The organism is Halomonas elongata (assembly GCF_029081005.1).
Taxonomy (GTDB): Bacteria; Pseudomonadota; Gammaproteobacteria; order Pseudomonadales; family Halomonadaceae; genus Halomonas; species Halomonas elongata_B.
On the sequence record NZ_JAJQTQ010000008.1, the window covers coordinates 106,231 to 130,907 of the forward strand.

General features: G+C 64.7%; 20 protein-coding genes. 2 read left to right on the forward strand and 18 right to left on the reverse strand.

What is annotated here, in order from left to right:
- Positions 1-32: 32 nt before the first annotated feature.
- The 8 genes from LU493_RS08160 to LU493_RS08195 all read right to left on the reverse strand — a co-directional run bounded on the left by LU493_RS08160 (position 33) and on the right by LU493_RS08195 (position 12,423).
- Positions 33-929: a DUF7281 domain-containing protein gene (locus LU493_RS08160; RefSeq protein ID WP_275287290.1), complete on the reverse strand. Its 897-nt coding sequence runs from the start codon at positions 927-929 to the stop codon at positions 33-35.
- Positions 926-2,170 carry a hypothetical protein gene (locus tag LU493_RS08165; protein ID WP_275287291.1) on the reverse strand — a complete coding sequence of 415 codons (1,245 nt, stop codon included), beginning with the start codon at positions 2,168-2,170 and terminating at the stop codon, positions 926-928. Before LU493_RS08165 ends, LU493_RS08160 begins: the two co-directional genes overlap by 4 nt.
- The gene (locus LU493_RS08170; RefSeq protein WP_275287292.1) at positions 2,167-2,793 is read right to left on the reverse strand and encodes a condensin complex protein MksE; all 627 of its coding nucleotides are present in this window, start codon (positions 2,791-2,793) and stop codon (positions 2,167-2,169) included. Before LU493_RS08170 ends, LU493_RS08165 begins: the two co-directional genes overlap by 4 nt.
- Complete coding sequence (locus LU493_RS08175; protein WP_275287293.1) at positions 2,790-6,488, reverse strand: ATP-binding protein; 3,699 nt, start codon at positions 6,486-6,488, stop codon at positions 2,790-2,792. Before LU493_RS08175 ends, LU493_RS08170 begins: the two co-directional genes overlap by 4 nt.
- A 382-nt stretch (positions 6,489-6,870) precedes the next feature.
- A complete protein-coding gene (locus LU493_RS08180) occupies positions 6,871-8,280 on the reverse strand; it encodes an NAD(P)/FAD-dependent oxidoreductase (RefSeq protein ID WP_275287294.1) in 1,410 nt (469 codons plus the stop codon).
- A 23-nt stretch (positions 8,281-8,303) separates the two neighbouring features.
- Positions 8,304-9,668, reverse strand: a complete 1,365-nt coding sequence (locus tag LU493_RS08185) for a Na+/H+ antiporter NhaC family protein (RefSeq protein WP_275287295.1) — start codon at positions 9,666-9,668, stop codon at positions 8,304-8,306.
- A 97-nt stretch (positions 9,669-9,765) separates the two neighbouring features.
- Positions 9,766-11,055, reverse strand: a complete 1,290-nt coding sequence (locus tag LU493_RS08190) for an NAD(P)/FAD-dependent oxidoreductase (RefSeq protein ID WP_275287296.1) — start codon at positions 11,053-11,055, stop codon at positions 9,766-9,768.
- A 9-nt stretch (positions 11,056-11,064) separates the two neighbouring features.
- Positions 11,065-12,423 carry a glutamine synthetase family protein gene (locus LU493_RS08195; RefSeq protein ID WP_275287297.1) on the reverse strand — a complete coding sequence of 453 codons (1,359 nt, stop codon included), beginning with the start codon at positions 12,421-12,423 and terminating at the stop codon, positions 11,065-11,067.
- Positions 12,424-12,595: 172 nt separating this feature from the next.
- Between LU493_RS08195 and LU493_RS08200 the strand changes: the two genes are divergently transcribed.
- Positions 12,596-13,255, forward strand: coding sequence for a GntR family transcriptional regulator (locus tag LU493_RS08200; RefSeq protein WP_275287298.1), 660 nt, complete (start codon positions 12,596-12,598; stop codon positions 13,253-13,255).
- Between the two features lie 12 nt (positions 13,256-13,267).
- On the opposite strand, the gene LU493_RS08205 is transcribed toward LU493_RS08200, so the two are convergent.
- The 7 genes from LU493_RS08205 to LU493_RS08235 all read right to left on the reverse strand — a co-directional run bounded on the left by LU493_RS08205 (position 13,268) and on the right by LU493_RS08235 (position 20,953).
- Positions 13,268-15,124 (reverse strand): protein kinase domain-containing protein, encoded by a 1,857-nt coding sequence (locus LU493_RS08205; RefSeq protein WP_275287299.1) that lies wholly within the window; start codon positions 15,122-15,124, stop codon positions 13,268-13,270.
- A gap of 22 nt (positions 15,125-15,146) precedes the next feature.
- Positions 15,147-15,452 (reverse strand): HigA family addiction module antitoxin, encoded by a 306-nt coding sequence (locus LU493_RS08210; RefSeq protein ID WP_275287300.1) that lies wholly within the window; start codon positions 15,450-15,452, stop codon positions 15,147-15,149.
- Between the two features lie 5 nt (positions 15,453-15,457).
- Positions 15,458-15,748 (reverse strand): type II toxin-antitoxin system RelE/ParE family toxin, encoded by a 291-nt coding sequence (locus tag LU493_RS08215; protein ID WP_275287301.1) that lies wholly within the window; start codon positions 15,746-15,748, stop codon positions 15,458-15,460.
- Positions 15,749-15,849: 101 nt separating this feature from the next.
- Complete coding sequence (locus tag LU493_RS08220; protein ID WP_275287302.1) at positions 15,850-17,466, reverse strand: dihydrolipoyllysine-residue acetyltransferase; 1,617 nt, start codon at positions 17,464-17,466, stop codon at positions 15,850-15,852.
- 16 nt (positions 17,467-17,482) lie between these two features.
- The gene (locus LU493_RS08225) at positions 17,483-18,460 is read right to left on the reverse strand and encodes an alpha-ketoacid dehydrogenase subunit beta (protein ID WP_275287303.1); all 978 of its coding nucleotides are present in this window, start codon (positions 18,458-18,460) and stop codon (positions 17,483-17,485) included.
- Between the two features lies 1 nt (position 18,461).
- Positions 18,462-19,685, reverse strand: coding sequence for a thiamine pyrophosphate-dependent dehydrogenase E1 component subunit alpha (locus tag LU493_RS08230; RefSeq protein ID WP_275287304.1), 1,224 nt, complete (start codon positions 19,683-19,685; stop codon positions 18,462-18,464).
- 365 nt (positions 19,686-20,050) lie between these two features.
- Entirely contained in the window at positions 20,051-20,953 is a 903-nt protein-coding gene (locus LU493_RS08235) for a LysR substrate-binding domain-containing protein (RefSeq protein WP_275287305.1), read from the reverse strand.
- A 5-nt stretch (positions 20,954-20,958) separates the two neighbouring features.
- Between LU493_RS08235 and LU493_RS08240 the strand changes: the two genes are divergently transcribed.
- Entirely contained in the window at positions 20,959-21,795 is an 837-nt protein-coding gene (locus LU493_RS08240) for a sulfite exporter TauE/SafE family protein (protein ID WP_275287306.1), read from the forward strand.
- Positions 21,796-21,836: 41 nt separating this feature from the next.
- On the opposite strand, the gene LU493_RS08245 is transcribed toward LU493_RS08240, so the two are convergent.
- The 3 genes from LU493_RS08245 to LU493_RS08255 are packed head-to-tail and all read right to left on the reverse strand — an operon-like array spanning position 21,837 to position 24,665.
- Complete coding sequence (locus LU493_RS08245; RefSeq protein ID WP_275287307.1) at positions 21,837-22,580, reverse strand: ABC transporter permease; 744 nt, start codon at positions 22,578-22,580, stop codon at positions 21,837-21,839.
- On the reverse strand, positions 22,573-23,517 hold the full coding sequence (locus tag LU493_RS08250) for an ABC transporter ATP-binding protein (protein WP_275287308.1): 945 nt from the start codon (positions 23,515-23,517) through the stop codon (positions 22,573-22,575). Before LU493_RS08250 ends, LU493_RS08245 begins: the two co-directional genes overlap by 8 nt.
- Positions 23,514-24,665, reverse strand: coding sequence for an ABC transporter permease (locus LU493_RS08255; RefSeq protein WP_275287309.1), 1,152 nt, complete (start codon positions 24,663-24,665; stop codon positions 23,514-23,516). The genes LU493_RS08250 and LU493_RS08255 overlap by 4 nt, the downstream gene beginning before the upstream one ends.
- Positions 24,666-24,677 lie beyond the last annotated feature (12 nt).

Below are 24,677 nucleotides of genomic sequence, written 5' to 3' on the forward strand. Positions count from 1 at the left end.
TTCCTTTCGCTCGTCGAGCGTTTCGACGGCGTTCAGTCCGAGGTCAGTGCCATGAGGCCGATGGGCGTCAAGGTGTCACCGAACCATTGCTGCTTGAGCCCGCGCTGCTCGTCGAGCAGTAGCGCCAGATAGCCACGCAGTGGATGCGAATCCGGTAACTGCTCGCGATGCTTGCGCAGTACGGACTGATCCGGCAGCTGCTCGGCTGGCACATGGTGCTGTGTGGCATGTTCGCGCAGCCACTCCAGGGGTGGCAACAGCATCTGCATGGCTCCACTGCCGAGGACGATACCCACGCCGCGAGGATCGAAGTCGCCAAGCCCCAGATGGGGCTTTCCGCCGGCCCTCCAGGCCTTGGCCAGTCGGCTGAAGCCTCCCCCGTAATGCGTGTCACCGCGATACACCACCAGCGGCTGTTGATACGCCGACAGCGCCTGGATATCGGGTGTGAATGCATGGAAGCTGTCGAGGTTCTCGACCATGACCAGGACATCGAAGGCCGACAGGTCCAGGTCGCGCCAGTCGACATCGAGAATCTCGCGATCGCCTTGCACGATTCCCGGACGGGAACCCACCGTGGCGGTGTTCAACAGCACACGATGGGTACGCGGGCGTTCCCCGCGCCCCTTGTCTTCCAGGTCGCTCAGCGTGGCCTGTTCGGTGGTTGTCTTGCCCCTGGTGCTCGTGCCCAGCGGCGGATGCCCGAGGCTTTCGAGCAGCCCCTGTACCCTGGCGATCAATTCCCGGTCAAAACGCAGGGCCCGGTGGCGCCGATAGAGCTCGAGGTCCAGGCCGTGCTGGTCACACCAGGCGATGAACTCCCGGGTGGCGGCCAACTCGTCATTCTTCTCGACATAGGGCTGGCGGCGCAGCTTGTCGTGAATCTCGCTGAGCCAGCCATGCGTGCGGTTCTTCAGTACATCGGTCATGCAGTATTCGCCAGTTGCAGGGTCACGTCGTGTATCAGCCGCAGGTCGTTGAAGCGGCTGGCGGGGCTCTCCGCTTGATGGAGGCGGAATGCGCGTTGCTCGCTGCGCGGCAGGCCCTGGTATTCGGCGATGACCTGGAAGAGCCAGATTTCCTCGCCCCATTCCATGTCGCTTGCCTGCAGGTAGGCGAGCGCGCTGATGCCCGCGGGGTCGGAATGGTCGATCACCGCCAGGTAGAAGCTTTCCACGTCCTGCTTGAGCGCCTGCTGGCGAGCCGCCACCAGACTCTGTTCCTCGACCTCGGCGGGCCTGGCGGCGGCGACCTCCTGGGGCTTGTGGATCGGCGCCGGCAACTCGTGCACGAGCTCGGTCAGAAGCCGGGTATCCGGCTCGTGGTCCAGGGCGGGCGCGGCGGCGGCGGTCAATGGCGTCGCCTGGTTGATCAGTTCCGGCACCTCGCTGCGGCGGGCATAGTTGCCCGGCACGAAATGGGGGTGCTCGCGCAGGAAGGCGGCCATGCCGCTGACCAGCCGACTGCGCGATTGCTGCTGGCGAAAGCGCGCCATCAGTTCGGTGAGTCGGCTCTGTACCTCTCGCAGGCTGGTGTAATGCTGGCTGAGCTGACGCTGCAACTGGCTGATCAGCAGCTTGCGCAGGGCGCCATCGGTGCCGACGAGCTCGATCAGTTCGTTGAAGTCGATCAGTTGCAGGCCGTCCAGCAGGCGCACGATCTGCTTCTGGGCCCGGTCGTTCTCGCGGATCTTGTCGTTGAGGCGGCTGACGAAGCCGAAGTCGCTGTTGAGGCGCTGCCAGAGGCTGTCAATGGCGTCGGCGAACCGACCGTTGAGGTCATCCACCGCCTGACGCAGGCGCAGCAGCTGCTGTTCCTGCCGCCAGTGCTCTCCCTGGCTCAAGGCCTCGCGGTAGCTCTGCACCAGGGTGCGCAGCAGTTCCAGGGTCTCGCCCACATCGGCATTGACCTGGCGGCGGGTTTCGTCGGCCAGCATCTCGGCGATCAATTCGCGCACCCGGGGCGCCAGCTTGACGCCGCCCTGGTCGTCGGGACGCCAGACGATGCGCGCGGCCAGCAGGCGGCGCAGCGCCGTGTCGCTCAGCGTGTCCAGCGGCACCTCGTCACGGCTGTACCCCTGCATCAGGGCATCGGCGTGCTTGCCGAGCAGCGCCAGCCGCTCGACGCCGGTGGTGATCAGCCGGCTTTCCAGCTCGTGATCGTCGCTCACAGCAAGCTCTCCTGCGCCCTGGGCGTCTCGTCGTCGACGGGCAGTTTCTCTTCGTCGCGGATGAAGCGCACGAGGTCGACGAGGTAGTCGATCTTGCCGGTGACCAGGTAGACCTGGCGGTCGGCATGGGGCTGCAGCAGATAGCCGTGTTCCTTGAGCCGTTTGAAGACCTGCTTCATCTGGGCATCCAGCTGCTCGCTCTGCGAGCCGAAGAAGCTGTCGCCGGCGAGGCGCTCGAGCTGTTCGCGCAGGCTCTGGTTGTCCTCGCAGCGGGCGCTCAGTTCGGCGGGCTTGAGCACATCGCCGGGCGCCACCAGGGCATCGTGCCCCAGGGCTTCCTGCATCAGCTGGAGCCATTCGAGCATCGGCATCAGGCTATGCAGGGTCTCGCCCAGTTGCCGGGACAGTTGCTCGCGTGCCTCGTCGTTGAGCTGCCGCCAGGCCAGGAAGTAGACGCTGCCTTCGGTGTTGGTGGCCAGCCGGCGATTGAGCGGGCGCAGATAGGTGTCGATCTGCTCGCGCACGTCGTCGTCGGCGAGGCGGCGAAAGGCCCTGTCATCGCTGACCTCGCAGATGAACTCGCCGGCCAGCAGGCGTTCCAGCAGCGGACCATGTTCGATCATGACGGCACCTCCTCGTCAGCGCGTGCGGTCGTGCGTTCCTGCAGGCGCTCGGCCAGACGGCTCAGGCGCGGCTCGATGCGTTTCAGACGACGCCGATTGGGTTGGGCGGCGTCGCGGTCGATCAGGTAACGGTTGTGGAACAGCAGAAGGACGTCGGATTCCGGGTTGGGAAAGGCCCCCACGATATGGATGCGGTTGCTGTCGCAGGCGTCGAACAGCGTCTCGACGTTGTGGTAGGCCAGGGTACCGATCTCGTCGATGGGCCAGTGAATGGCGATCTCCGAGGGCCCACGCAGCAGCCGCGTGAAGGCCAGCAGGAACTTGCACAGGATCAGATAGGCCATGCCGTGACTCGAGGATTCGAGCAATTGGCGGTCGCTCTTGATCACCAGGTCGGTGCCGCCCTCGTTCAGGTGCAGTTCAAGACGCAGCAGGCTCTCGAAGCTGTACTGCTGGTCGTGACGCAGCAGATCGACGACATCGGCCAGGGCGTCCAGGTAGTCGTCGCCGGGCAACGTCTGGGTGGAGTTCTCCCAGTCGCGGTAGAGCTGGGCGAAACGCTTGAGCGGCTCCCAGAAGCCCAGTTCGTCGATGGTCGACTGGATGCGCACTTCGGCCTTGCCGATGCCGTCGAGGCGCAGGTCGTCGGCGACTTCCTCGGACAAGCGGCGGCTCTGGGCGCTGATGCGCCGGTTGAGATCGCGGAAGACGGTAAAGAACTTGTCCAGGTCCGCACCGAGGTTGCGCCCCTGCTGGATCAATTGCTGCTGCTGGTCCTCGAGCAACTGGAGCATGCCACGCAACAATGGCAACTGGCGGCGCGGGCTGACGCCCTGCTCGTCGCCGTGGCCGCCGAGTTTGGCTCGCTCGGCATGCAGGGTATCGACGAAGCCCTGGCTGGCGCCCTTGATCAGGTCCCCTTCGACCTGCTCGCAGCCCTTGCGCAGCGTTTCCAGTTCACGGCCGCGATTGGTCAGGGCCTGGCGGGTGCGCTCGATGCGTTCGTGCACATCGCCGGGCACCTCGCCATCCGGCTGGCTGGCGGGCGCCAGGCCCAGCCCGTCGATCTGGCCCAGCAAGGGCTTGAGGGACTCGATGATCTCTCGCTCGCTGTCGCGGCGGGCCTTCAGTGACTTGGCCGATTCCTGGTGCGCCACCTTGGCGGCCTGGAAGTCGCTGCGGCATTGCTCACGCTGGTGCTGAGCGCTCTGCTTGTCGCGGGTCAGGGTCGCTTCGCGGTCGACCAGTTGTGGCTTGCGCTCGCCCCATTCGACGCGCATGAATCGGCTGTAGGCGTCGAGTTCCTCGCGACGGTTCTCGGTAACGCGAATCCGCTCCTGCAGCTCGGCGATGCGTCCGCGGGTGGATCTGAGCGTTTCCGGGTCGCCGCCCTGGTCCAGCAGCTCCTGGTCGAAGGCGGCTTCCAGTTCCTTGCACTGACGCTGGTGCTCGGCCTTGAGATCCTCGAGCTGCCGCCTGTGCTGCTCGATGCGGGCGTCGAAGCTCGCCAGCTGGCTCTGGCCGTCGGCCTTGAGCTCCAGGAGTTGCGCCTGGTGCGTCTGGTCGAGGGTGTCGAGGGCCTCGCGTTTCTCATCGCGCAGGGCCTGGTCGGCGGCCTGTTGGTTGGCCAGCGCCTCTTCGGCGACGCGCCGGCGTTCTTTCTGCTGCCGGACGTGACGTTCCTGGAGTTGATGCCGGGCATCCAGAGCGTATTCGACTTCGTCATCGGCATGCTTCAGGGCGAGACGCGCCTGGCCGAGGGTTTCCTCGATACCCTGCACCCGTTCGTGGCAGGCCTTGAGCTGCTTCTCGGCGGCCTGGAGATCGGTTTCGGCCCGGGCGTACTCGACCTCGGCGGCCTCGATGGCAGCATTGAGACTCGCCTCGTCACGGGCGTGGTCGGGCAGCTCGATGGCGGCCAGCTCGAGCGATACCCCGAAGAGGTCATCGTGTTCGGCCTCCGTCAGCCGTGGGGAGAGATCGCGTCGCTCGAGCAGTTCGGGAGCGATGACCTTGCCCAGTTGGTGCTCCCAGCCGGGACGGTGGTAGCGCATGAAATGACGCAGGCTGCCCTCGGCAGGATCGCGCTGCCGCTGGAGTTCCTGCCAGCGCTGCTCCGCACGATTGAGCTGCTGTTGGGCGTTTTCCCGTTCCTGCTCTGCCGTGTCGCGTTCGCGGCGCAGGGTCTCGTGCTCGCGGCGCAGGCCTTCGAGCCGACTGGCCGCGCCGTTGCGATCGCTCTGCGCCTGGTCGACCCGGGCCTGGGCCAGCTCGGCTTCCTGGACTTCCTCGGACGACTGGGCGGTCGAGGCAAGCTGCGCCTTGAGATCGGCCAGGCGTTCGATGCTCTGCTCGAGCCGTGACTGATAGGTGGCGTCCAGGTCGGCGCGCTGCGTATGGTACTGGGCTTCCAGCTCGCGCTCCGATGCCCACTGCTGCTCGTTGCGGGCCGACTTTTCGTCGCCCAGTTCGTCGATGAGCGCCTGGATTTCATCGGTGCGGCGCGCCAGGTGATCGGCGAGCTCGCGCAGGCGGCCGTCGAGGCGCGAGCGGTTGGCCGCGGAGGCCTCTTCCATTACCGTCAGGTGCTCCTGCCATTGCTGCACCTGTTCACGCCATTGGGGCAGCTCGGCCAGATCTCGCTCCAGGGCCGGCATATCGGCGTCGGCGTACTGTTCGTACTGCTGCTGAAGGTCGTTCAGGCTGCGCTGGGTGCGGTCCAGCTCGCTGGCGAGCTCGCTGATGCGGTCATTGAGCGCGTCGCGCGCCTGCTCGTATTCGCGCTCGCGGGCCTGGAAGGCTTCCTGTTGCGTGTTGAGCTCGGCCTCGGTGTCGGCCAGGACACGCTCGGCCCGGTGACGGTCCGCGTCCAGTTGGGGCCCCAGCTGCCACAACGTCGTCTCCAGGTCGGCGATGTCCCGATCCACTTCCTCCAGGCGAGCCAGCGACTGTTGAAGCGGCTCGAGGCGCATCGACTGGCGCATCTGGGCGATCCACTCGCGGGCCTTGGTGTTGCGGATTCGGGTCACCGGCAGCTCGACGCCGTCTTCTTCGAAGATCGCCGCCAGCATGGTCTTGAGGGTATCCATCTTGCCCTCTTTGGCATGCACCGCCGAGATCAGCTTCTCCATGTGGCGGATGCGCCGCTCGGGCTTGACCAGGCTGAACCGGGCGGCGATCTGGCGCAGCTTCAGGGCCTGGCGTCGATTGCCCTGCTGCTGGGTGAAGTCGTTCTGGATCACCGAGCGGTATTCCGAGGTCGCCTCGAGCTTGGAGGAAAAGTCGATGCCGGCACGGCGCAATCCGGCCAGCCAGTCGCCATATCCCAGGGCCACGACACCGTCGTCGCTCTCCACGAGATAGTCTTCGGGGCGATACGGTGCGCCGACGAAGCGGTATTCCAGCCCGCCTTCCTTCTTGCGCATCAACACGGCCTGACAGACATTGCCGGCCTCGCGACGATACTCGTAGATCAGGTAGCTGTTGCGATGCGGCAGATAGAAGGCATCGAACTTCATCCGTGTCTTCGGCACGACCTTGTTGGGCAGCTCGCCGTAGAAGACCGGCACCAGGCGCTGCAGGGTGGTCTTGCCGGAGGCATTGGTGCCGCAGATATTGGTGTGGCCATCGACATCCAGTTCGACGACGCCTTCCAGGTGACCGTGAATCATCACGATACGTAACAGGTGGGCCATGCGCGTCCTTGATTCTCGCTGATAACCGAGCGTCCCGGCTCGCTGCGATGTCGGCAACCGGCGGCGAGTCATCGCGAGGGGGTTGTCTCCCCCTCGTCGCCTCGTCCACGGTGCGCTCGTCCATCGGAGCCGGGAATTTGCCTTGGCCCCTATATTGCCAGACTGTCGCTATAACCTCATGTCCGAGTAGGGCTATGCCGTCAGCATTGTCGCTTGGGGCTGATCCATCGACAGGCCTGCGAGGAGGCGCTATGAACCCATCCATGAGCGCTACCTACGCCATCCATGGCGTAGGACCTCCTCTACGACCTGTCCCCGGCGCCCCTCGCCAGAACCTGCTGGGACAGTCCTCATGCCCGAAGTGGCATCGATCGCTTGGTCCTCATTCAATCACCGAGGCGAAACAATCGTTCATCCGTTGCAGTGCGGGCTTGAGCAGCGGTGCCGGTTTGCCGCGGCGCATCAGCGCCTCTTCCCCGGCATAGCTGAAGGTGATCGCTTGGGCGGCGAGCCAGCGCAAGGGTTCGACCTCCCAGCGCTTGATCAACTGCCGGTGACTGGCGTCGGCGAAGGCCCAGGGCATCCGCGCCAGTTCGGTATCGCGCTCGAGGATCATGTCCGCCAGGGTTCGACCGAACAGGTGCGAGGCGGCCACGCCCTCGCCGGCATAGCCGCCCGCGGTGGCAAGGCCGTTGCGACGGTCGAGAATCGCGTGCGGGCGGAAGTTGCGCGACAGCCCAAGCGAACCGCCCCAGCCATGCTCGATCCTCACCCCTTCCAGGGCGGGCAGGAGATCCACCAGCAGGTCCCGCCGCATGCGTATGGCATCGTCGCCGATCGCCTGGTCGGCCTTGGACCTGGCCCCGAATCGATAGCTGCCACGGGCACCGAAGACGATGCGTCCGTCGGCGCTGCGATGGCCGTAATTGATCAGCCGGCTGGCATCGGCGAAGGCGGGCCGCCCGACCATGCCGATTTCCTGCCAGAGGGCGTCCGATAGCGGCTCGGTGGCGATCACCAGGCTCTGCACCGGAATCACATGCCGCTTGAAATCATGGAAGCGATCGGCGTACCCCTCGGTGGCACAGACGATCATCGGTGACTCGACGCTCCCCTCGCGCGTGTTCACCTTGTTGTGCGCCAGGGTCTCGGCACGACTCTGCTCGTGGATCGTTACGCCCAGGCGTTCGACACGTTCGGCCAGGCCATTGACCAGCCTGGCCGGGTTCACGGTGGCGACCTGGCGATGGTAGATGCCGCCATGGCCGTTTCGGAATCGGGCCATCTCCGCGAGTTGGTCGGCATCCAGCCAGTGGCAGTCCGCCTCGCTGTGACCGAGTTCGTGCAGATGCTGCAGGTAGTCTCGCTGGATGGCGATCTGGTCCCGGTAGCGGGCCGCCGCGTAGATCGCACCGCCCTTGTTGAAGTCGGCAACGATCCCTTCGTGCGCCAGCACCCTGCCGATCTCATCGACGTTATCGGCCACCACGCCACAACAGGTTCGCCGCTCTTCCCGTGACAAGCCCCCGATGTGTCGTTCCAGCCCGGCGAGATTGCCCACGACCCAGCCGCCATTGCGACCCGAGGCGCCATGACCGACCCGTTCGGCCTCGAGCACAGTGACCTCCAGGTCGGGGGCAAGGCACTTCAGGTAATACGCGGTCCATAGCCCGGTAAAGCCGGCACCGACGATGGCGACATCGGCCTGGATATTCGCGGCCAGGTGCGGGCGCGACCGTGGCCGCTCGCCCAGGGTGGTGGTCCAGAAGTTGCGATGCGCGTCGTTGTGCATGGCGTACCTGCTCGTCTCGGAGATCACATGTAGCCCAGCACCAGGTAGCCCGCGGCGGCAATGCATCCTGCCAGGGCGGCATAGGGCAACTGGGTGAAGGCGTGCTGGAAGGGTGTGCAGCCGCTGGCCTGGGCGGTCAGCACCGTGGCGTCGGAATAGAAGCAGGCGTGGCTGCCGAAGGTGCTGGCAGAGAGCGTGGCGCCGATCACCAGGGTCATGTCGGCCCCGAGATTCTGCCCCAACACGGCGACGATCGGCAGGATGATCACGAAGACGCCCCAGTTGGAACCGGTGGCAAAGGAGACGAAGCCCATGACGGTAAAGATGATGAAGGGCAACATTTCCGCGCTGACCAGGGGCTCGACCGTGGTGATGACATAATCGGCGAGTCCCAGCGAGGTGTTGACCTCATTGAAGAGAAAGGCGGCGACCAGAACGGCCAGGGCATCCATCATCGACTTGAAGCCTTCAAGCACATTATCGAACGTCTGGCTGGGCGAAAGCTTCTTGAATCCGATGAAGGCCACGATCATGCCTGCCAGAGTAACGAAGATACCCATCAGGAAATCCAGATCGAACCACCAGGTAAAGAAAGCCAGCGAGGCCATCGGCAACAGGAAGGACCAGATGCTGCCTTTCGAGTTGGTATCCGCCTCGAGGTGGGCGATTTCGTCGTCGATGTGCTCGGCCCCGGGAGGCACGCACTGCCCCTGCCCTTCGGCACGCTGCTCGGCCTTCTTCATGGGGCCGAAGGCGGGAATCCAGCGGAAGATGAAAAGCGGCACCAGGATCACGGCGATCCAGGGATAGAACATGTAGGGAATGGCGCCGATATAAGTCCACACCCCCTGGCCATCTTCCGCCACGCCATTGGTCTCGAGCAGCGCGCCAAAGAAGACCGCCCAGGTCGAGATCGGAATCAACACGCTGATGGGCGCCGCCGTCGAATCGATGACATAGGCCAGCATTTCCCGGGACGTCTTGAATCGATCGGTGACCTTGCGCATCGAGGTGCCAACGGCCAGTGAGTTCAGGTAGTCGTCGACGAACAGGATGATGCCCATGATCCAGCAGCCCAGCAGTGCGCGAGGCTTGTTGGTGGTATAACGCATCAGCTTGTCCGCAAAGGCCCGGGAGGAGCCGGACTTGAGCAGTAGCGCAATGATACTGCCCATGAGGCCGCAGACCATGATGACCCAGGCGACGTCCTCATTGGTCATGACCGAGAGCAGGTCACCGGTGAGGCTGCTCAAGGCATTGCCGGGGTCGATCATCAGGGTGCCGATGAAGGCCCCCAGGACCAGGGGTTCGAGGGCCCTGCGTGTCCACAATGCGAGTATCAGGACGATTGCCGTGGGCAGCAGGACAAGGGGATTGTCATATTCCATCGTGTCTTACCTCAGCGGAATTGTTGTTGTACGTTCGTGAAGGAAACACTGCACAAATGTCTATGTTCAGCGTCTCCTGAATGACGGTAAGTAGCGGTTATTTGAGTTTTTCGAGCAGTTGGTAGTACCACATGCCGGCCGCGAGCAGCGTGTTGCCGAGACGGTCATCGAGCGGAATGCGAAGGTGTCGAACCTCGGCGAAGGCGTCGAATTCCTCGAGGGTTCCGGAAACGGCGTTGGCCATGATCTCGCCGACGATGTGCGAGGTTGCAATGCCGTGGCCCGAGTATCCCTGGGCGTAATAGACATTGCGGGAAAGCTTGCCGAGCTGGGGAATGCGGTTGATCACGATGCCCGCCATGCCTTGCCATTGAAAATCGATGGCAATGCCCTTGAGTTGCGGGAAGGTGTGCTCCAGACGCGGGCGTAGTTCGCCTGCGATATCCGCCGAATCGCGGCCGGAGTAGTTGGCCCCACCGCCGAAGAGAAGCCGCTTGTCGGCGGTCAGCCGGTAGTAATCGAGCACGAAACGCGTGTCGTAGACCGCCAGATCCTGTGGGTCGATGGCGTTCACCTGCTCGGGTGTCAGTGGCGCGGTGGTCACGATGCCCAGCGATGCCGGAAACAGCTTGCCCTTGAGCTGCTTGCGCTCGAGGCGATGGTAGGCGTTGCCGGCAAGGATCACGCTGTCGGCCGTCACTCGGCCGTGCTCGCCGACCACTACCGGCGTATCGCCATGCTCGATATCGACCACCGGCGAGTTTTCGAAGATCAGTGCTCCCAGGCTCGCCGCCGCGCGCGCCTCGCCCAGGCACAGGTTGAGCGGGTGCAGGTGCATGTTGTAATCGTTGCGGATCGCACCGTGGTAAAGGCTCGTGCCAATGACGCCGCGCAGCTCGTCGGCGTCGAGCCAGTGCACGTGCTCGCCGATGGCATGGTGCCGTGATGCTTCGAAATCCTGGCGCAATGCCTTGATGTGGCTGGGCTTGTAGGCCGCCTGCAGATGCCCGTGCTTGAGGTCGCAGGGAATCGCATACTTCTCGACGCGCTGCCTGATGATCCGATGCCCGCGCCAGCGCAGGTTCCAGACGAATGCCTCGGCCTCATCGCCCAGCGTGCGTCGCATTTGCCGGGTCATGGCGTCCTGGCCGGAGAGGCTGCCGGTCACCTGCCCGCCGTTGCGCCCGCTGGCCCCCCAGCCGATCCTGTTGGCCTCGACGATAGCGACACGGTAACCGCGCTCCGCCAGTTCGACCGCCGTGGACACACCGGTAAAACCGCCGCCGATGATGGCCACATCGGCCCGATGCTCGCTCTCCAGCTGCGGATAGGCAGACTCCTCGACCATCGAGGCGGTGTAATAAGAAGCGCAGCGTTCTTGTGTCATTCCTGCTCCTTAGAGGCGTGTCAGATAGGTCTGGTGGTCGATATCGGTGACCCTGGCCAGCAGGCTCCTCGCTTCGTGTCGCTTGACCCTGGCGTAGAGGTCCCGATAGGCCAGACCGAAGGTGTCGGCCATTGCCGGCGAGGCGGCGAAGCGCTCGAGGGCGGCCAGCCAATCGTGGTTGAGCCATTCAACGTGCGGCGAACCGGTATCGTCCTCGATGGGAGGCGGTGGCGCGATACGCTGCTCGAGCCCATGCAGGACGCCGCCGAGCAGCGCGGCGGCGACCAGATAAGGGTTGGCATCGGCACCGGCCACACGATGCTCCAGGCGCGCCCCGGCTCCACGCCACTCGGGGACGCGCACCGCCGCACCACGATGATCACGGCCCCAGTTGCACTCGATCGGAGCGAAGCTGTCCGGCTGAAAGCGCCGGTAGGAATTGGCATGAGGAGCGAAGATCGCCTGGGCGTCGAGCAAGCTGTGCATCACGCCGCCGATGGCCGCTTCGAGGTGCCCCGCACCGTTGTCCTGATCGAAGATATTGTTCCCTTCCGCGTCGATGACGCTGACGTGCAGGTGCATGCCTGATCCGGCCTGATCGCTGTACGGCTTGGCCATGAAGGTGCTGGCAAGGCCGTGATGCTTGGCGGCCTGCGCGACGAGGCGCTTGAAACAGAGCGCATCGTCGGCAGCGGCCAGGGCATCCGCGCGATGCCAGAGATTGACCTCGAACTGCCCTGGCCCGAACTCGGCAATCAGGGTATCCGCCGGGATCTGCTGGGCATCGGCGAACGTGCGGATGGTATCGAGAACGGGGGTCATGGCATCCATGGTGTCGAGCGCGTAGAGCTGCTGACCGCCGAGACGGCCCCCGGGACACAGGGACGCGGGGGGCATGGGCTTCAGCCTGTGCCGCTCATCCGCGTCGAGCAGGTAGAACTCCAGCTCGATCGCGAGTACCGGCGTCCAGCCATGACGATGGAAGCGCTCGATGATGGCCGCGAGGATGGCACGAGGATCCATGAAGCTCGGCATGCCGTGAAGATCGTTCAGGGTGGTCAGCACCTGGTAGCCACTCGCCCACGGCAGTGGCATCAAGGTGCGCTCGTCGGCCCGGCAGACGCCGTCGGGATCACCGATCGATTGGGACAGGCCAGTAAGCGCATCGTTGTCGTCACCCCAGATATCCAGCGACTGGGTCGAGAGCGGCAGACGGACCTGCCCGGCCAGCACCTTGTCGAGCTGTGCGGCCGGGACCCACTTGCCGCGCGGGATACCATTCATGTCGATGCAGAGGACGTCGATGCGCTCCGTGGCCTTATTGTCGTGGGTATGTTCGGTGCTGTTGGAACAGGGAGTCTGCGACATGGATGACTCTCGATCTTGTCATGATTATGTGTGATCACACTGGATGTGATCACAGTAGCAGCCACCCATGAAGCGCACAAGGCGCACCAGGGTTCGTGAACCGTCAAGCGAGTTGGGGTAAGCTGAAAGCCTATCCCGGCCCCTCACCCAGCAACAGGCTATGGCACCCTGAATGACCCCGGAACCGACCACCAGTCGCAACACTTTTTCGCCCGACACCGCCTCGACCCGACTGCATCGGGCCCTGCGCGTGCGTCTTTGCGAAGGGGGATTCACGCCCGGCGAGGTGATCTCGATTCGGCGCATTGCGTCGGAATACGATACCGGCACCATGCCGGCACGGGAGGCGGTACGCTGGCTGGTCACCGAGGGGGCGCTGATGTTTTCCGACAGCCGCAAGATCATCGTGCCCGAATTGAGCCACGACCGTTTCCACGAAATATTGTTTGCGCGAAAGAACCTGGAAACCGAGCTGTCACGCCATGCCTTCGACAATATCGTCGAAGCTGATATAGACGCCCTGGAACGGATCGATCAACGGATCAATGCCGCCATCGCCCAAGGCGATCTCGTCGACTACATGCGCGACAATTACCGGTTCCATTTCCATATCTATCGTCTCAGCCAGTCCCGGGTACTGCTGCCATTGGTCGAGATCCTGTGGCTGCAATATGGGCCGAGCATGCGCTACATCTGCACCCGCTGGGGGGCATCGAGCATCGCCGACGATTATCATCGTGAGGTGACGCAGGCGCTCAGGAATGGGGATCGGGAAGGGTTCTGCCAGGCGATCGCCGCCGATATCGAACAGGGCATGATGCTGCTGGAGTAGCCGTTCGCGCTGTCATGGGCTTCGGCTGTCGTGGTCGTCTTGCATCGCCGCCATGGCGGCGCGTGGGTCGCGGGGGTAGAAACGCTCGGGCTGGCGCGCCACGTGGGGGAAGAAGCGGGTGTCCTTGTAGGGCATCTTCATGAAGCCCGAGACGCCGAGCCCTTCGATCAATCCGACCGCATCGAGGATGTCATCGAGTCGTTGGCGAAATTCCGTTTCTCGGGACGGGTCGAGCAGGCGATAGTGGCTATGGATCTTGAGGTGCTCGGGCAACGCCTCGAAGATGATCATCCCGGTGTGGTGGATCCCGTTCAGGGCCTCGAGCGAGGTGATGATGGCCTCCGGCAATACCAGGAACTCGTCCGGGTCCGGCCCATCCTCGAAGTAGCTGTGCAGCCGGGAGCGGTCTTCCAGCTCGGGGACGGCACTGACCTCGTATTCGAGCCGCAGGTCCGGCGTGATCACGAAGGGACGATCCGGCCCCTCGCGCTCCAGGTGGAGGGTATCGCGGGCATTGAACAGGCAGCTCTTGAAGATGCCGCGCCGGTGAATGGCCCGGGCCAGGCTGACCATGTTGTTGACGGCGGCGACGAAGGCCGGCTTGAGCGAGGGATCGTGCAGGTTGAGCGAGGTGTCGATGTAGACGCCCTCGGCCTCCCAGCGGACCGCCAGGCCCCCCACGACCGGATAGTTGCCCAGTCGGCTCACCGCCGCCAGAAAGGCCTTCTCGGTCTCGCCCATGCCTTGCATGAAGTTCTTGTAGTAGCGATCGAGCTGGACATCATTGACGTCGCTCAGGGTTTCGCGACCGCCCTCCTCGCGCAGGAAGGACTTGCGCGAGCTATAGACCACGGTGTCGATCTCGCGACCGGCGGCACGGCTCCACACCGGCACCAGCGGCGTCTCCGGGGGCTCCGGCAGGTCGAGCATGACGAGCCTGGCCAGGCGCGGCATTTCGCGGGTGAAATGGTCTCCCGCCCGGCGTCGCACCTCGGGGTCCGGATCCAGCATGCCGTCGAGCATGCGGGCGAACTCCCGGGGAAGCCCGAGCGAGGTGGCCGGAATGGCCCGGTGGCCGAACCGGCAGGATTGGGCCGAGGCCAGCGCATAGAGCGTGCCGGCCGTGCCCTGCTCGTCGAAACGCGGCGATGACAGGGCACCGTTGAGTTGTTCCTCACCGATGAAGTAGACGTCGCCCAGCCGGGCATTGGTCTGTTGCAGGTTGTCCGACATCAGCTCCATGACGTTGGCGGCGACGAACTGCTGATTGGCATCGAGCTGAGCGAACACCGAAGAGCCCCAGTCGATCAGCGCGATCGTCTCGGCCTGCTCATCGAAGACCAGGTTGGAGGGCTTGATGTCGCCGTGCACCACCGGGCGCCCCGCCGGCCCGGTCTCGCGGCGCAACGCCCGCAGGATGCCGGCGAGTTGATCGGCGATGTGCACGATCAGCCGGGGTGGCAGGCGCCCTTCCCGCAGCGAGAGCTCTTCCAGATTGATGCCCGGCGCACGTTGCATCACCAGGATCGACTGGTTGCGCACGCGCTGGAAGACGATCAGCTTGGGAATCCGGGGATGGGCGACCTGCTCCAGCATGAAGGCCTCTTCCTCGAGGCGGTCCTGGATTCGCTGGGACAGGTTGACCCGGGTGAACTTGAAGACATACTGCTCACCGAGCGCGGTCACGCCGGCGAACACGAAGCCATAGGCGCCCTTGCCGATCAGTTCGATATCCCGGTAGCCGAGCTGCTCGAGCTGCGCCTTGCACAGCGCCACCCATTCGCGCAGCTTGCGCGCGTCGTGGTGGCTGAGCAGATAGACCGACTGGTCCTCCGGAATATAGAACTGCTGCAGGGGCGCCTGGGTCATCGGCGTTTCAAGGCAGGCCCTCTCAGGCCACCTCCAATGGTTTTGCCTTTTCGATGCGTTCGCGCCGCTTCACATCATGGGTCGCTTCCCAGAGATCCGACTTCTGCTGCAGGTTCAACCAGAATTGTGCAGAGTTGCCGAAGACACGACCCAGCATCAGCGCAGTATCGGCGGTCACGGCCCGCTTGTTACGACATAGCTCATTCACCAGACGAGGCGACACTCCCATCCGTTCGGCCAGCTTGGTCTGACTCAAGCCTAGTGGCTCGAGAAACTCCAGAGTCAGTACCTCCCCGACCGTCGTGGGCTTGCGGTTGGTCAGGATCATGATGTTCACCTGTAAGTATGGGGGTCTAGATAGAGGTCGTGGGCCTTCTCACCATCCCATTCGAAAATCAGGCGGTATTGCCGATTCACGCGAATGGAACACTTGCCCGCCAGTTTTCCCTCCAGGTATTCGAGGCGATTGCCTGGCGGGACCCGCAAATCGCCAAAATTCGTGGCGGCGTCGATGATATCCAGCTTTCGCATGAGCGCTGTCTCGATGGTGCCGGGGATTTTCTTATGCCACGTACCATCGACGAAAAACGCCTCAAGCCATGGATCACGAAAGCTGCCGATCATGCCAACCTCTTTTTTACACTATACCACCATACGGTATAGATTGCATCAACGACAGCGACCGCTCCATGGACAAAGCTTTCCCAGTCACAGCGGCATCCCTGCTAGCGCAACTCCAGCAACATCGTCTCCGGATCCTCCAGGAAGCCCTTCCAGACATTGCAGAACCGGGCGATGGTGCCGCCGTCGATCAGCCGGTGATCGCCGGCCCAGGTGGCGGTCATGATGGCCCGCGACACCACGTCCCCCTTGTCGTCGAAGCGCGGCAGCCACTGGGTCTTGCCGATGGCGACGATGGCCACCTCGGGGGCGTTGATGATCGGCGCGGCATAGGTGCCGCCCAGGGCCCCGATGTTGGAGATGCTGATGGTGCCATCGCGCAGGTCCGACTGGGTCACACGGCCGTCTCGTGCATCGGCGGTCAGCCGCTGGACCTCGCCGGCGATCTCCAGCAACGAGCGGTGCTCGACGCGCTTGACGTTGGGCACCATCAGGCCGGCCTTGCCGTCGACAGCCATGCCGACGTTGCAGTGCGGCAGGTAGTGGATCTCCTCCGCCTCGGCGTCGAGCCGGCTGTTGAGGATCGGATATGCCTCGACCGCCAGCGCCAGGGCCTTCATGAAGAAAGGCATCAGCGTCAGGCGCGTCTCGCTGGCCTCGGCACGCGGCTTGAGTCGCTCCCGCAGGGCCAGCAGCTCGGTGACATCGATCTCCTCGCCGTACTGGAAATGCGGGATGGTCGAGGCGGATTCCACCATTCGCCTGGCCATGGCGGCCCGTACGCCGCGCAACGGCTCGATCCGCGTTTCGGCCCTGACCTCGTCGGTGCCGAGCGCTGTTGCCGCGGACCTGGCGGTCGCCTCGTCGCCCCCCGTCTCCAGATAGGCCAGCACATCGCCCTTGAGCACCCGGCCATCCTTGCCGGAACCGGGTACCTGCTCCAGGCGCAGGTCGTTCTCGCGCAGCAGTCGCCGCACGGCGGGACTGGCCGGTATCCGGCCGTAGGCGCCCTGCCCCTTGCCCCGGCCACCGTCATCTCGACGCTCACTCGGAGACGGCCCGGCGCCGCGGGACGGTTCGGCGGCGTGCCCCGCCCGGGTCGATCCCGCCTTCCGTTCGGGTTCCTGTGACGTCTCCGTGGCATCGGCGTCCGGCATGTAGGCGAACAGCGGCTCGTGGACCCGGGCAGTCTCGCCCTGGGCAACATGCAGACGGCTCACTCGGCCCGATGCCGGTGCGGTGATCTCGACCATGGCCTTGTCGGTCATCACGTCGACCACCGGCTGATCCTCGTCGATGGTATCGCCTTCCTTGATGCGCCACTCGACGATCTCGCATTCGACGATGCCCTCGCCGATGTCCGGCAGGATGAATTCCCGGACCGGGCCTTCGGCTGCCGGAGACGCCGGCTCGCCTGACGCCACCTCCTGCTGCGACGGAACATCGGCATCGTTTCGATCGCGCGTTTCTCCCGCCGCCTCATCGTCCTCGGACTCATAGGCGAACAGGGGCTCATGTACCCGCGCGGTCTCGCCCTTGGCCACATGCAGCCGGGTCACTCGCCCCGTCGCCGGCGCGGTGATCTCGACCAGCGCCTTGTCGGTCATCACTTCGACCACCGGCTGGTCCTCGGCAATCTCGTCGCCTTCCTGGACACGCCACTCGACGATTTCACACTCCACGATACCTTCGCCGATATCGGGCAGCTTGAACTCGGTCATGATATTTCTCCCGTCCTTAATAGTTCACGCTGGCGCGGATGGCCTCGTGGATCTTGAGGTGGTCCGGCAGATACTCCTTCTCCAGGGTCAGCGGGAAGGGTGTATCCAGGCCGGTCACGCGCATGACGGGCGATTCCAGGTACAGGAAGCAGCGCTCCTGGATGGCGGCGGCGATCTCGCCGGCGAAGCCGCCGGTGCGCGGCGCCTCGTGCGTCACCACCAGGCGACCGGTCTTGAGTACCGAATCGGCCACGGTGTCCTCGTCCCAGGGCAGGATGGTGCGCAGGTCGATCACCTCGCAGGAGATCCCGTCCTTCTCGGCAAGCTCCACGGCACGGTCGATGACTTCCATCTGGGCGCCCCAGCCCACCAGGGTGACATCGGTGCCCTCCCGGGTGACCTCGGCCTCGCCGAGAGGCAGTTGATAGTCTTCCTCGGGCACCTCACCGGTGGAGGCGCGATAGAGCCGCTTGGGTTCGAAGAACAGTACGGGATCCGGATCGCGGATCGAGGCCAGCAGCAGACCCTTGGCCTCGTAGGGGTTGCGCGGTATCACGACCTTCAGCCCGGGCGTGTGCGCGAAGTAGGCTTCCGGCGACTGGGAGTGATAATGGCCCCCCGAGATGCCGCCACCATAGGGCGCGCGAAGGGTCAGGCCGCCGACATTGAACAGATCGCCCGAGCGATAGCGGAACTTGGCGGTCTCGTTGACGAGCTGGTCGAAGGCCGGAAAGATGTAGTCGGCGAACTGGATCTCCGCCACCGGCACCGAGCCCTGGGACGCCAGGCCATTGGCAAAGCCGACGATACCCTGCTCGACGATCGGTGTGTTGAAGCAGCGGGCGTGCCCGTATTTCTCCTGAAGATGGCTGGTGGCGCGAAAGACGCCGCCGAAACTGCCCACGTCCTCGCCGAAGCACAGTACCCGCTCGTCCTCGGCCATGGCGATATCCAGGGCGTTGTTGATGGCCTGCAGCATGTTCATGTTCGGCATTTCAGACCCCTCCCTGGTCGGTCGATGCACCGGCACTGCCCTTCACGTCCGGGTCCAGTGAACTCGCCCCCTTGGGATAGGCATCGGGATAACGACGGATATGCGCCTCCAGGGCATCGAGCTGGCGCTGCAACGCCGGGGTGACATCGGCGTAGACATCGGTCACCAGGGTCCCCAGGGCGGGTGGCGGACGTTTCTCGGCACGCTTCATGGTCTCCAGCACCTCGCGACGCAGTTCCTCCTGAAGCGACTGTTCCTCATCATCGCTCCACCAGTCGCGCTCGACCATCCAGTGCTTCATGCGCAGGATCGGGTCCCTTTCGCGCCAGGCCTCTTCCTCCTTCTTCGAGCGATAGCCGGATGGATCGTCGGACGACGAATGTGCCGCCAGGCGATAGGTCATGGCTTCGATCAGCACCGGCTTGTTCTGCTCCACCGCGATGCGACGCGCCTCTTCGGTGGCTCGGTAGACCGCCAGGATGTCGTTGCCGTCGATGCGGATCACGTGCATGCGATAGCCCAGGGCGCGGGGCGCCACGCCGTCGGCGGCAAACTGCTCGACGGTGGGCGTGGAAATCGCGTAGCCGTTGTTGCGGCAGAAGAAGATCACCGGGGCCTCGTGCACCGCCGCCATGTTCAGGGCGGCATGGAAATCGCCCTCGGAAGCGGCACCCTCGCCGAAGAACACCAGGGTGCACAGCCCCTCCCCGGCCAGTTTCTGGCCATAGGCATAGCCGGTAGCCTGGGGAATCTGGGTGCCGAGCGGCGACGAGATGGTCATGTAATGCAGCTTGCGGGAGCCATAGTGGACCGGCATCTGCCGACCCTTGCCATAGTCGAGCTCGTTGCCGAACAGCTGGTTCATGAACTCGTCGAAGCTGAAGCCCCGATAGACCAGTGCCCCCTGTTCACGATACTGGGCCATGATCATGTCGGCATCGTCGAGTGCTGCCGTGGCACCGACGACGGCGGCTTCCTCGCCGGTACACTGCATGTAGAAACTGAGCCGCCCCTGGCGCTGCGCCGCCATCATGCGCTCGTCCATCACGCGGGTGGCGAGCATGGCCTGATAGATGCGGTGCGCCTGATCCCGCTCGAGCGCGGGTGCATCGGCGCCCTCGATGAGCCGACCGTCCTGGGACAGGACGCGATAGGTAGGAATGCTGTACTCGTCCCCGGCCAGAAATTCCAGCGCGGAGGTTTCTCGCGTTGTTGTCATCGTCATGGTCCTTACCCCTTTTGAGGGCAGTGTTGTCTCTCCGGAAGCACTGATTCATTGCTGCGCTCGATATGCCGGCCGCTGGCGGTACTCGCAGTCCTCATTGACTGCCATGTAAACTCCGGATGCTGTGTTCCGGCGACGACCGGCCTCCCATCGCTCGCGACATCAATCAGTGCTTCCCTACTTCCTACAGCACCAGGGGATTGCCCCGGCACTGATCAACGCATCAATTTGACGTTAACGTAAACTGTCATTCAAGGATAGCCTCCCAAAGGACAATCGACGTTGTCTTCAGGATAGCGCATGACGACATCGGCCTATCGTCTTCGGCGGCGCCGCTTGCCCTGCCGCCCCTGGCTTTCGGCCGGTCACCGGCCTTGTGCGGACAAGTGCTCCACCAGCCGACGCGCCGGTAGCGGCAGTGTCGCGAAGGCTCGAAAACAGATCACCTGGTGGCGCATGGCCCAGTCATCGCTGAGCCGCACCCGGACCGTAGCAGTATGGCGTCGATATCGGCGGGCCGCCGACTCCGGCATGATCGCGAGTCCGACCCCATGTCCGACCAGGCGGCAGAGCGCCTCGAAGCCACTCATTCGCACCCTGAGCTTGAGACGTCGCCCGAGTGCCGCAGCATGGCCATCGAGATGCCCCTGCAAGGCGCTGCCGGCACGCAGCCCGACGAACGTCTCGTCCACCACGTCGGCGAAGGCCACTCGACGCCGCACCGCCAATGCATGAGTCTCCGGTACCACGAGTACCAGCCTGTCGACGTGGAAAGGCAGGAACTCCAGTGTCGACAGGCCAGCCTCCAGACCCGCCGCCTCGCTCACCACGCCGATGTCGGCCCGATTCTCGATCACCGCACGCACGACGTCCCGGCTTTCCCGCTCCTCGAGGGCAATATCGATACCCGGATGGTCGGTCAGGAACCCTGCCAACGGGTCGGGCAACGCTTCGGTCATCACTGCCGTATGGGCCATCAGCCGGACATGCCCCCGCAGGCCGAGCGAGAATTCACCCAGCTCACCATGCATGGCCTCGATTTGATGCAGAATGCCGCGCGCATGGTGCAGCAGCGAAAGCCCCGCCGGCGTGGCCGTTACCCCGCGACGGCCACGCTCCAGCAGGGCGCTGCCGAGCATGGATTCCATGCCGGCGATACGCGCGCTGGCCGACGGCAGTGCCATCGCCACGCGACTGGCCCCATGGGTGATACTGCCGGCTTCGGCCACCGCGACGAACAGGCGCAGGTCGATCAAGTCGAAACGCATCGTGCATGCCCCTTCATGCCTTCGTGGCATCCGAAGGCTGGCTCTGGATCTTCCAGATTGCCGGACGCCATGGCACGGCGCAATATCGCCCCATGACCGATCTCCTCGCACTCCCCACGCTCATCACCATCACCCTGGTCTTCCTGCTAGCGGGAACCGTCAAGGGCATCGTCGGCCTGGGCCTGCCCAGCGTGGTGATCGGGCTGTTGGGGCTGATCATGCTGCCGGCCGAGGCCGCCGCGCTGATGGTGCTTCCATCGCTGCTGACCAATCTGTGGCAGAGTGCCACCGGTCCCTCGCTCACACGCTTGAGCCAACGCCTGTGGCCTTTCCTGGCCGCCATCGTCGTGGGGGTACTGGGCATCGGTGCCTTGCTCCCGGGGCACGACCACGGCTGGGCGACCAACCTGCTCGGGATCGCCCTGTTCGCCTATGCGCTGTTCGGGCTATCGGCATCCAGCTGGCGTATCGGCGAGCAGGCGGAAGGCTGGCTTGGTGGGCTGGCCGGCATCCTGACAGGGGGGATCACGGCGATCACCGGCATCGCGGTGATGCCGACAGCCCCTTACCTGCAGGCCATCGGCCTGACGCGGGATGACCTGGTGCAGGCGCTCGGCCTGACCTTCACGATCTCGACACTGGCTCTCGGCGGGATATTGCTCGGTGGTCCCTTGACGGCATCGACGGCCACCGTCTCGCTGGTGGCCTTGTTGCCGGCGATGCTGGGCATGCGACTGGGCAAGTGGCTGCGCCAACGCATCGAGGCGCGGCGTTTCCGTGGCCTGTTCTTCATGTCGCTGATGCTGCTCGGCCTCCATCTCGCCCTGCGCGGCCTCGGCTGACGGCGACATGCCCGGCGTCCGCGGGGCTTCCGACCACACCGTCAGGCAGTCGACACCGGCTGCAGCCGCGCGAACAGGCTGTCCACGCTGAGCGCCAGCAGGCCGATCAGCAAGGCACCCTGCAGGACGTAGGCGGTATTGCCGTTGACGATGCCGGAGATGATCGGGTCACCCAGGTTACTCGCCCCCACCGTCGCCCCGATGGCAGCCGTGGCGATATTGATGGTCACCGACGTACGGATACCGGCCAGGATCACCGGGGCGGCCAGCGGCAGTTCGACCTGGCGAAGGCGCTGCCCTCCGGTCATGCCCATGCCGCGCGCGGCCTCGGTCACGCCGGGGTCGATGCCTTCGAGCCCGGCCAGGGTATTGCGCACGATCGGCAGCAACCCGTAGAGCAGCAGGGCCACGATGATCGGCAATGTGCCGAAGCCCAGTACCGGCACGGCGAGCGCCAGCACGGCCACGGGCGGGAAGGTCTGGCCGATGGAAGCCAGTTGGCCGACCAGGGGCAGGAAGTCGCGCCCGCCGGGGCGAGTCACGGCCACCGCCCCGCCCACGCCCAGCAGGATGGCCAGCAAGGCGGCTATGCCCACCACCAGCAGATGACGTCCCAGCAGGACGAAGAAGTCGGCCCGATCATAGATCACCGCCTGACTATCGGGTTCGACGAGGCGAAACAGCCCTTCCAGCCACCCCATACCCAGGCAGGCAAGCAGCAACAGCGACAACCACACCAGGGGAGCGAGCCAGCCATGCCGGCGCGACAACCGTGCACTACTCATGGCCCCGGGCTCCGACCAGGCGACGCAGGGACAGCTCACCGATGGGGATGTCATCGTCATCAACCACGGCAAGGTGCTCGACATGGCGCCATAGCATGATCGACAACGCCTCGCGCAAGGTGGCGTTCTGGGCGACACGTTCCTTGGCTACCAGGCGCGGGCCGAGCGGCGACATCCGCTCGCTGACGGGCAGCAGCGCGGCTTCCTTGAGGCCACGGTCCTCGCCGCCGAGCAGGGATTCGACGAAGTCGTCGGCAGGCTCGCGCAGCAGTTCGATGGGATGGCCCTGCTGGATGATGCGTCCCTGATTCATGACCACCAGGCGATCCGCCAACCGCAGCGCCTCGTCCATGTCGTGGGTGACGAAGACAATGGTCTTGTGCAGGCGGGCCTGCAATCGGGCCAGCTCGTCCTGCAGCGATTCCCGGGTGATCGGATCCAGGGCGCCGAAGGGCTCGTCCATCAGCAGGATCTCGGGGTCGGCGGCCAGCGCCCGCGCCACGCCGACACGCTGGGCCTGGCCGCCGGAGAGCTGGCTCGGGTACTTGTCGGCGAATTCCGTCATGGAAAGATCGAACAGGGCCATCAGTTCCTCGACCCGCTCGCGCACCTGACTGGCCGGCCACTTCAATAGCCTCGGCACCAGGCCGATATTGCGCTCGACGGTCCAGTGCGGAAACAGGCCGGTACTCTGGATGGCGTAGCCGATGCGTCGACGCAGCACTTCCTCGCGGAATTCCCGTACCGGTTGGCCATCCAGATGGATCTCTCCATCGCTGTGTTCGATGAGCCGATTGATCATGCGCAGGGTCGTGGACTTGCCACAACCGGATGTGCCGACCAGCACGCACAGCTCGCCCTTGCCCACGCTCAGCGAGACATCATCCACCGCCACGGCATCGCCGAAGCGTTTGGTCACGTGGATCAATTCGATCATGTCGCCCCTCCCGGGCGCAGCAGGTCGGTCAAGGCACCCAGCAGCGCGTCCGCCGCCAGCGCCATGACGAGAATCGGCAAGGCGCCGAGCAGCACCAGGTCCATGGCGGCCTGCCCGAGTCCTTGAAAGATGAAGGTGCCAAGGCCACCGGCACCGATCAGGGCCGCCACCGCCGTCAGGCCGATGGCCTGCACGGTGGTGATACGAATGCCCTCCAGGATCACCGGCAGCGCCAGCGGCAGGCGAACCTGTCGGAACACCTGGCCACGACTCATGCCCATCCCCCGCGCCGCGTCGATGACCTCCGGGGCGACCTCGTCCAGCGCCACATAGGTATTGCGCACCATGGGCAGCAGGCTGTAACCGACCAGCGCCAGCAACGCCGGCGCCCAGCCGATGCCGCTGACACCGAGCGCAGCCAGCCAGTCGAAGCGGCTCGAGAGCCAGGCCAGCGGGGCCAGAAGCAGGCCGAACAACGCCAGGCTGGGAATCGTCTGCAGGAAGTTGAGGATCGCGAAGCCGACTCGCTGCGCCCGAGGCCAGTGCCGCATCGCCATGGCCAGGCCGACGCCCAGCAAGAGGCTGAGGGAGACGGCCACGCCGACCAGCAGCAGGTGTTCGCCGATGGCCGACAGGAAGGCCGCACTGCGCCCCTGATACTCCTGGCGCAGCGCCAGGGGCTCCAGCCCGAACGCAAGACAGGCGGCGAGACTCGCCAGGGGGACCAGCAGCAGCGCCCAACCCAGCGCACGGGACATCGCCAGGCGGTTACGCAGTTCGATCAACGCCAGCAGCAGCAGGAACAGCGTCGCCCAGATGCCTCCGCCGATTCCCATGCGCGCCTGGGGCATGTCCGAATCGACCGTGAAGGCCGCCGCGACGATCAACCAGACCGGCAATGCCGAGAGCATCGCCACCACCAGTCCCACCGACCATCGCAAGCGGTTCGGCGTCGGGCGCCAGGCCAGTCCCAGGACGACGAGCAAGGGGGCGACGCTCACCGCCACCCCACCCCATCCAGCGACCCCGAGGGCATCGACGCCACGCCCGGGCACGATACGGTTGGGCGCCACGCTCACCGCATCGAGCCCCAGCCAGACGACCAGGGCGGCAAGCAACAGACTGATCAGGACAATGTTTGGCTGCATCGCCTCCCTGCG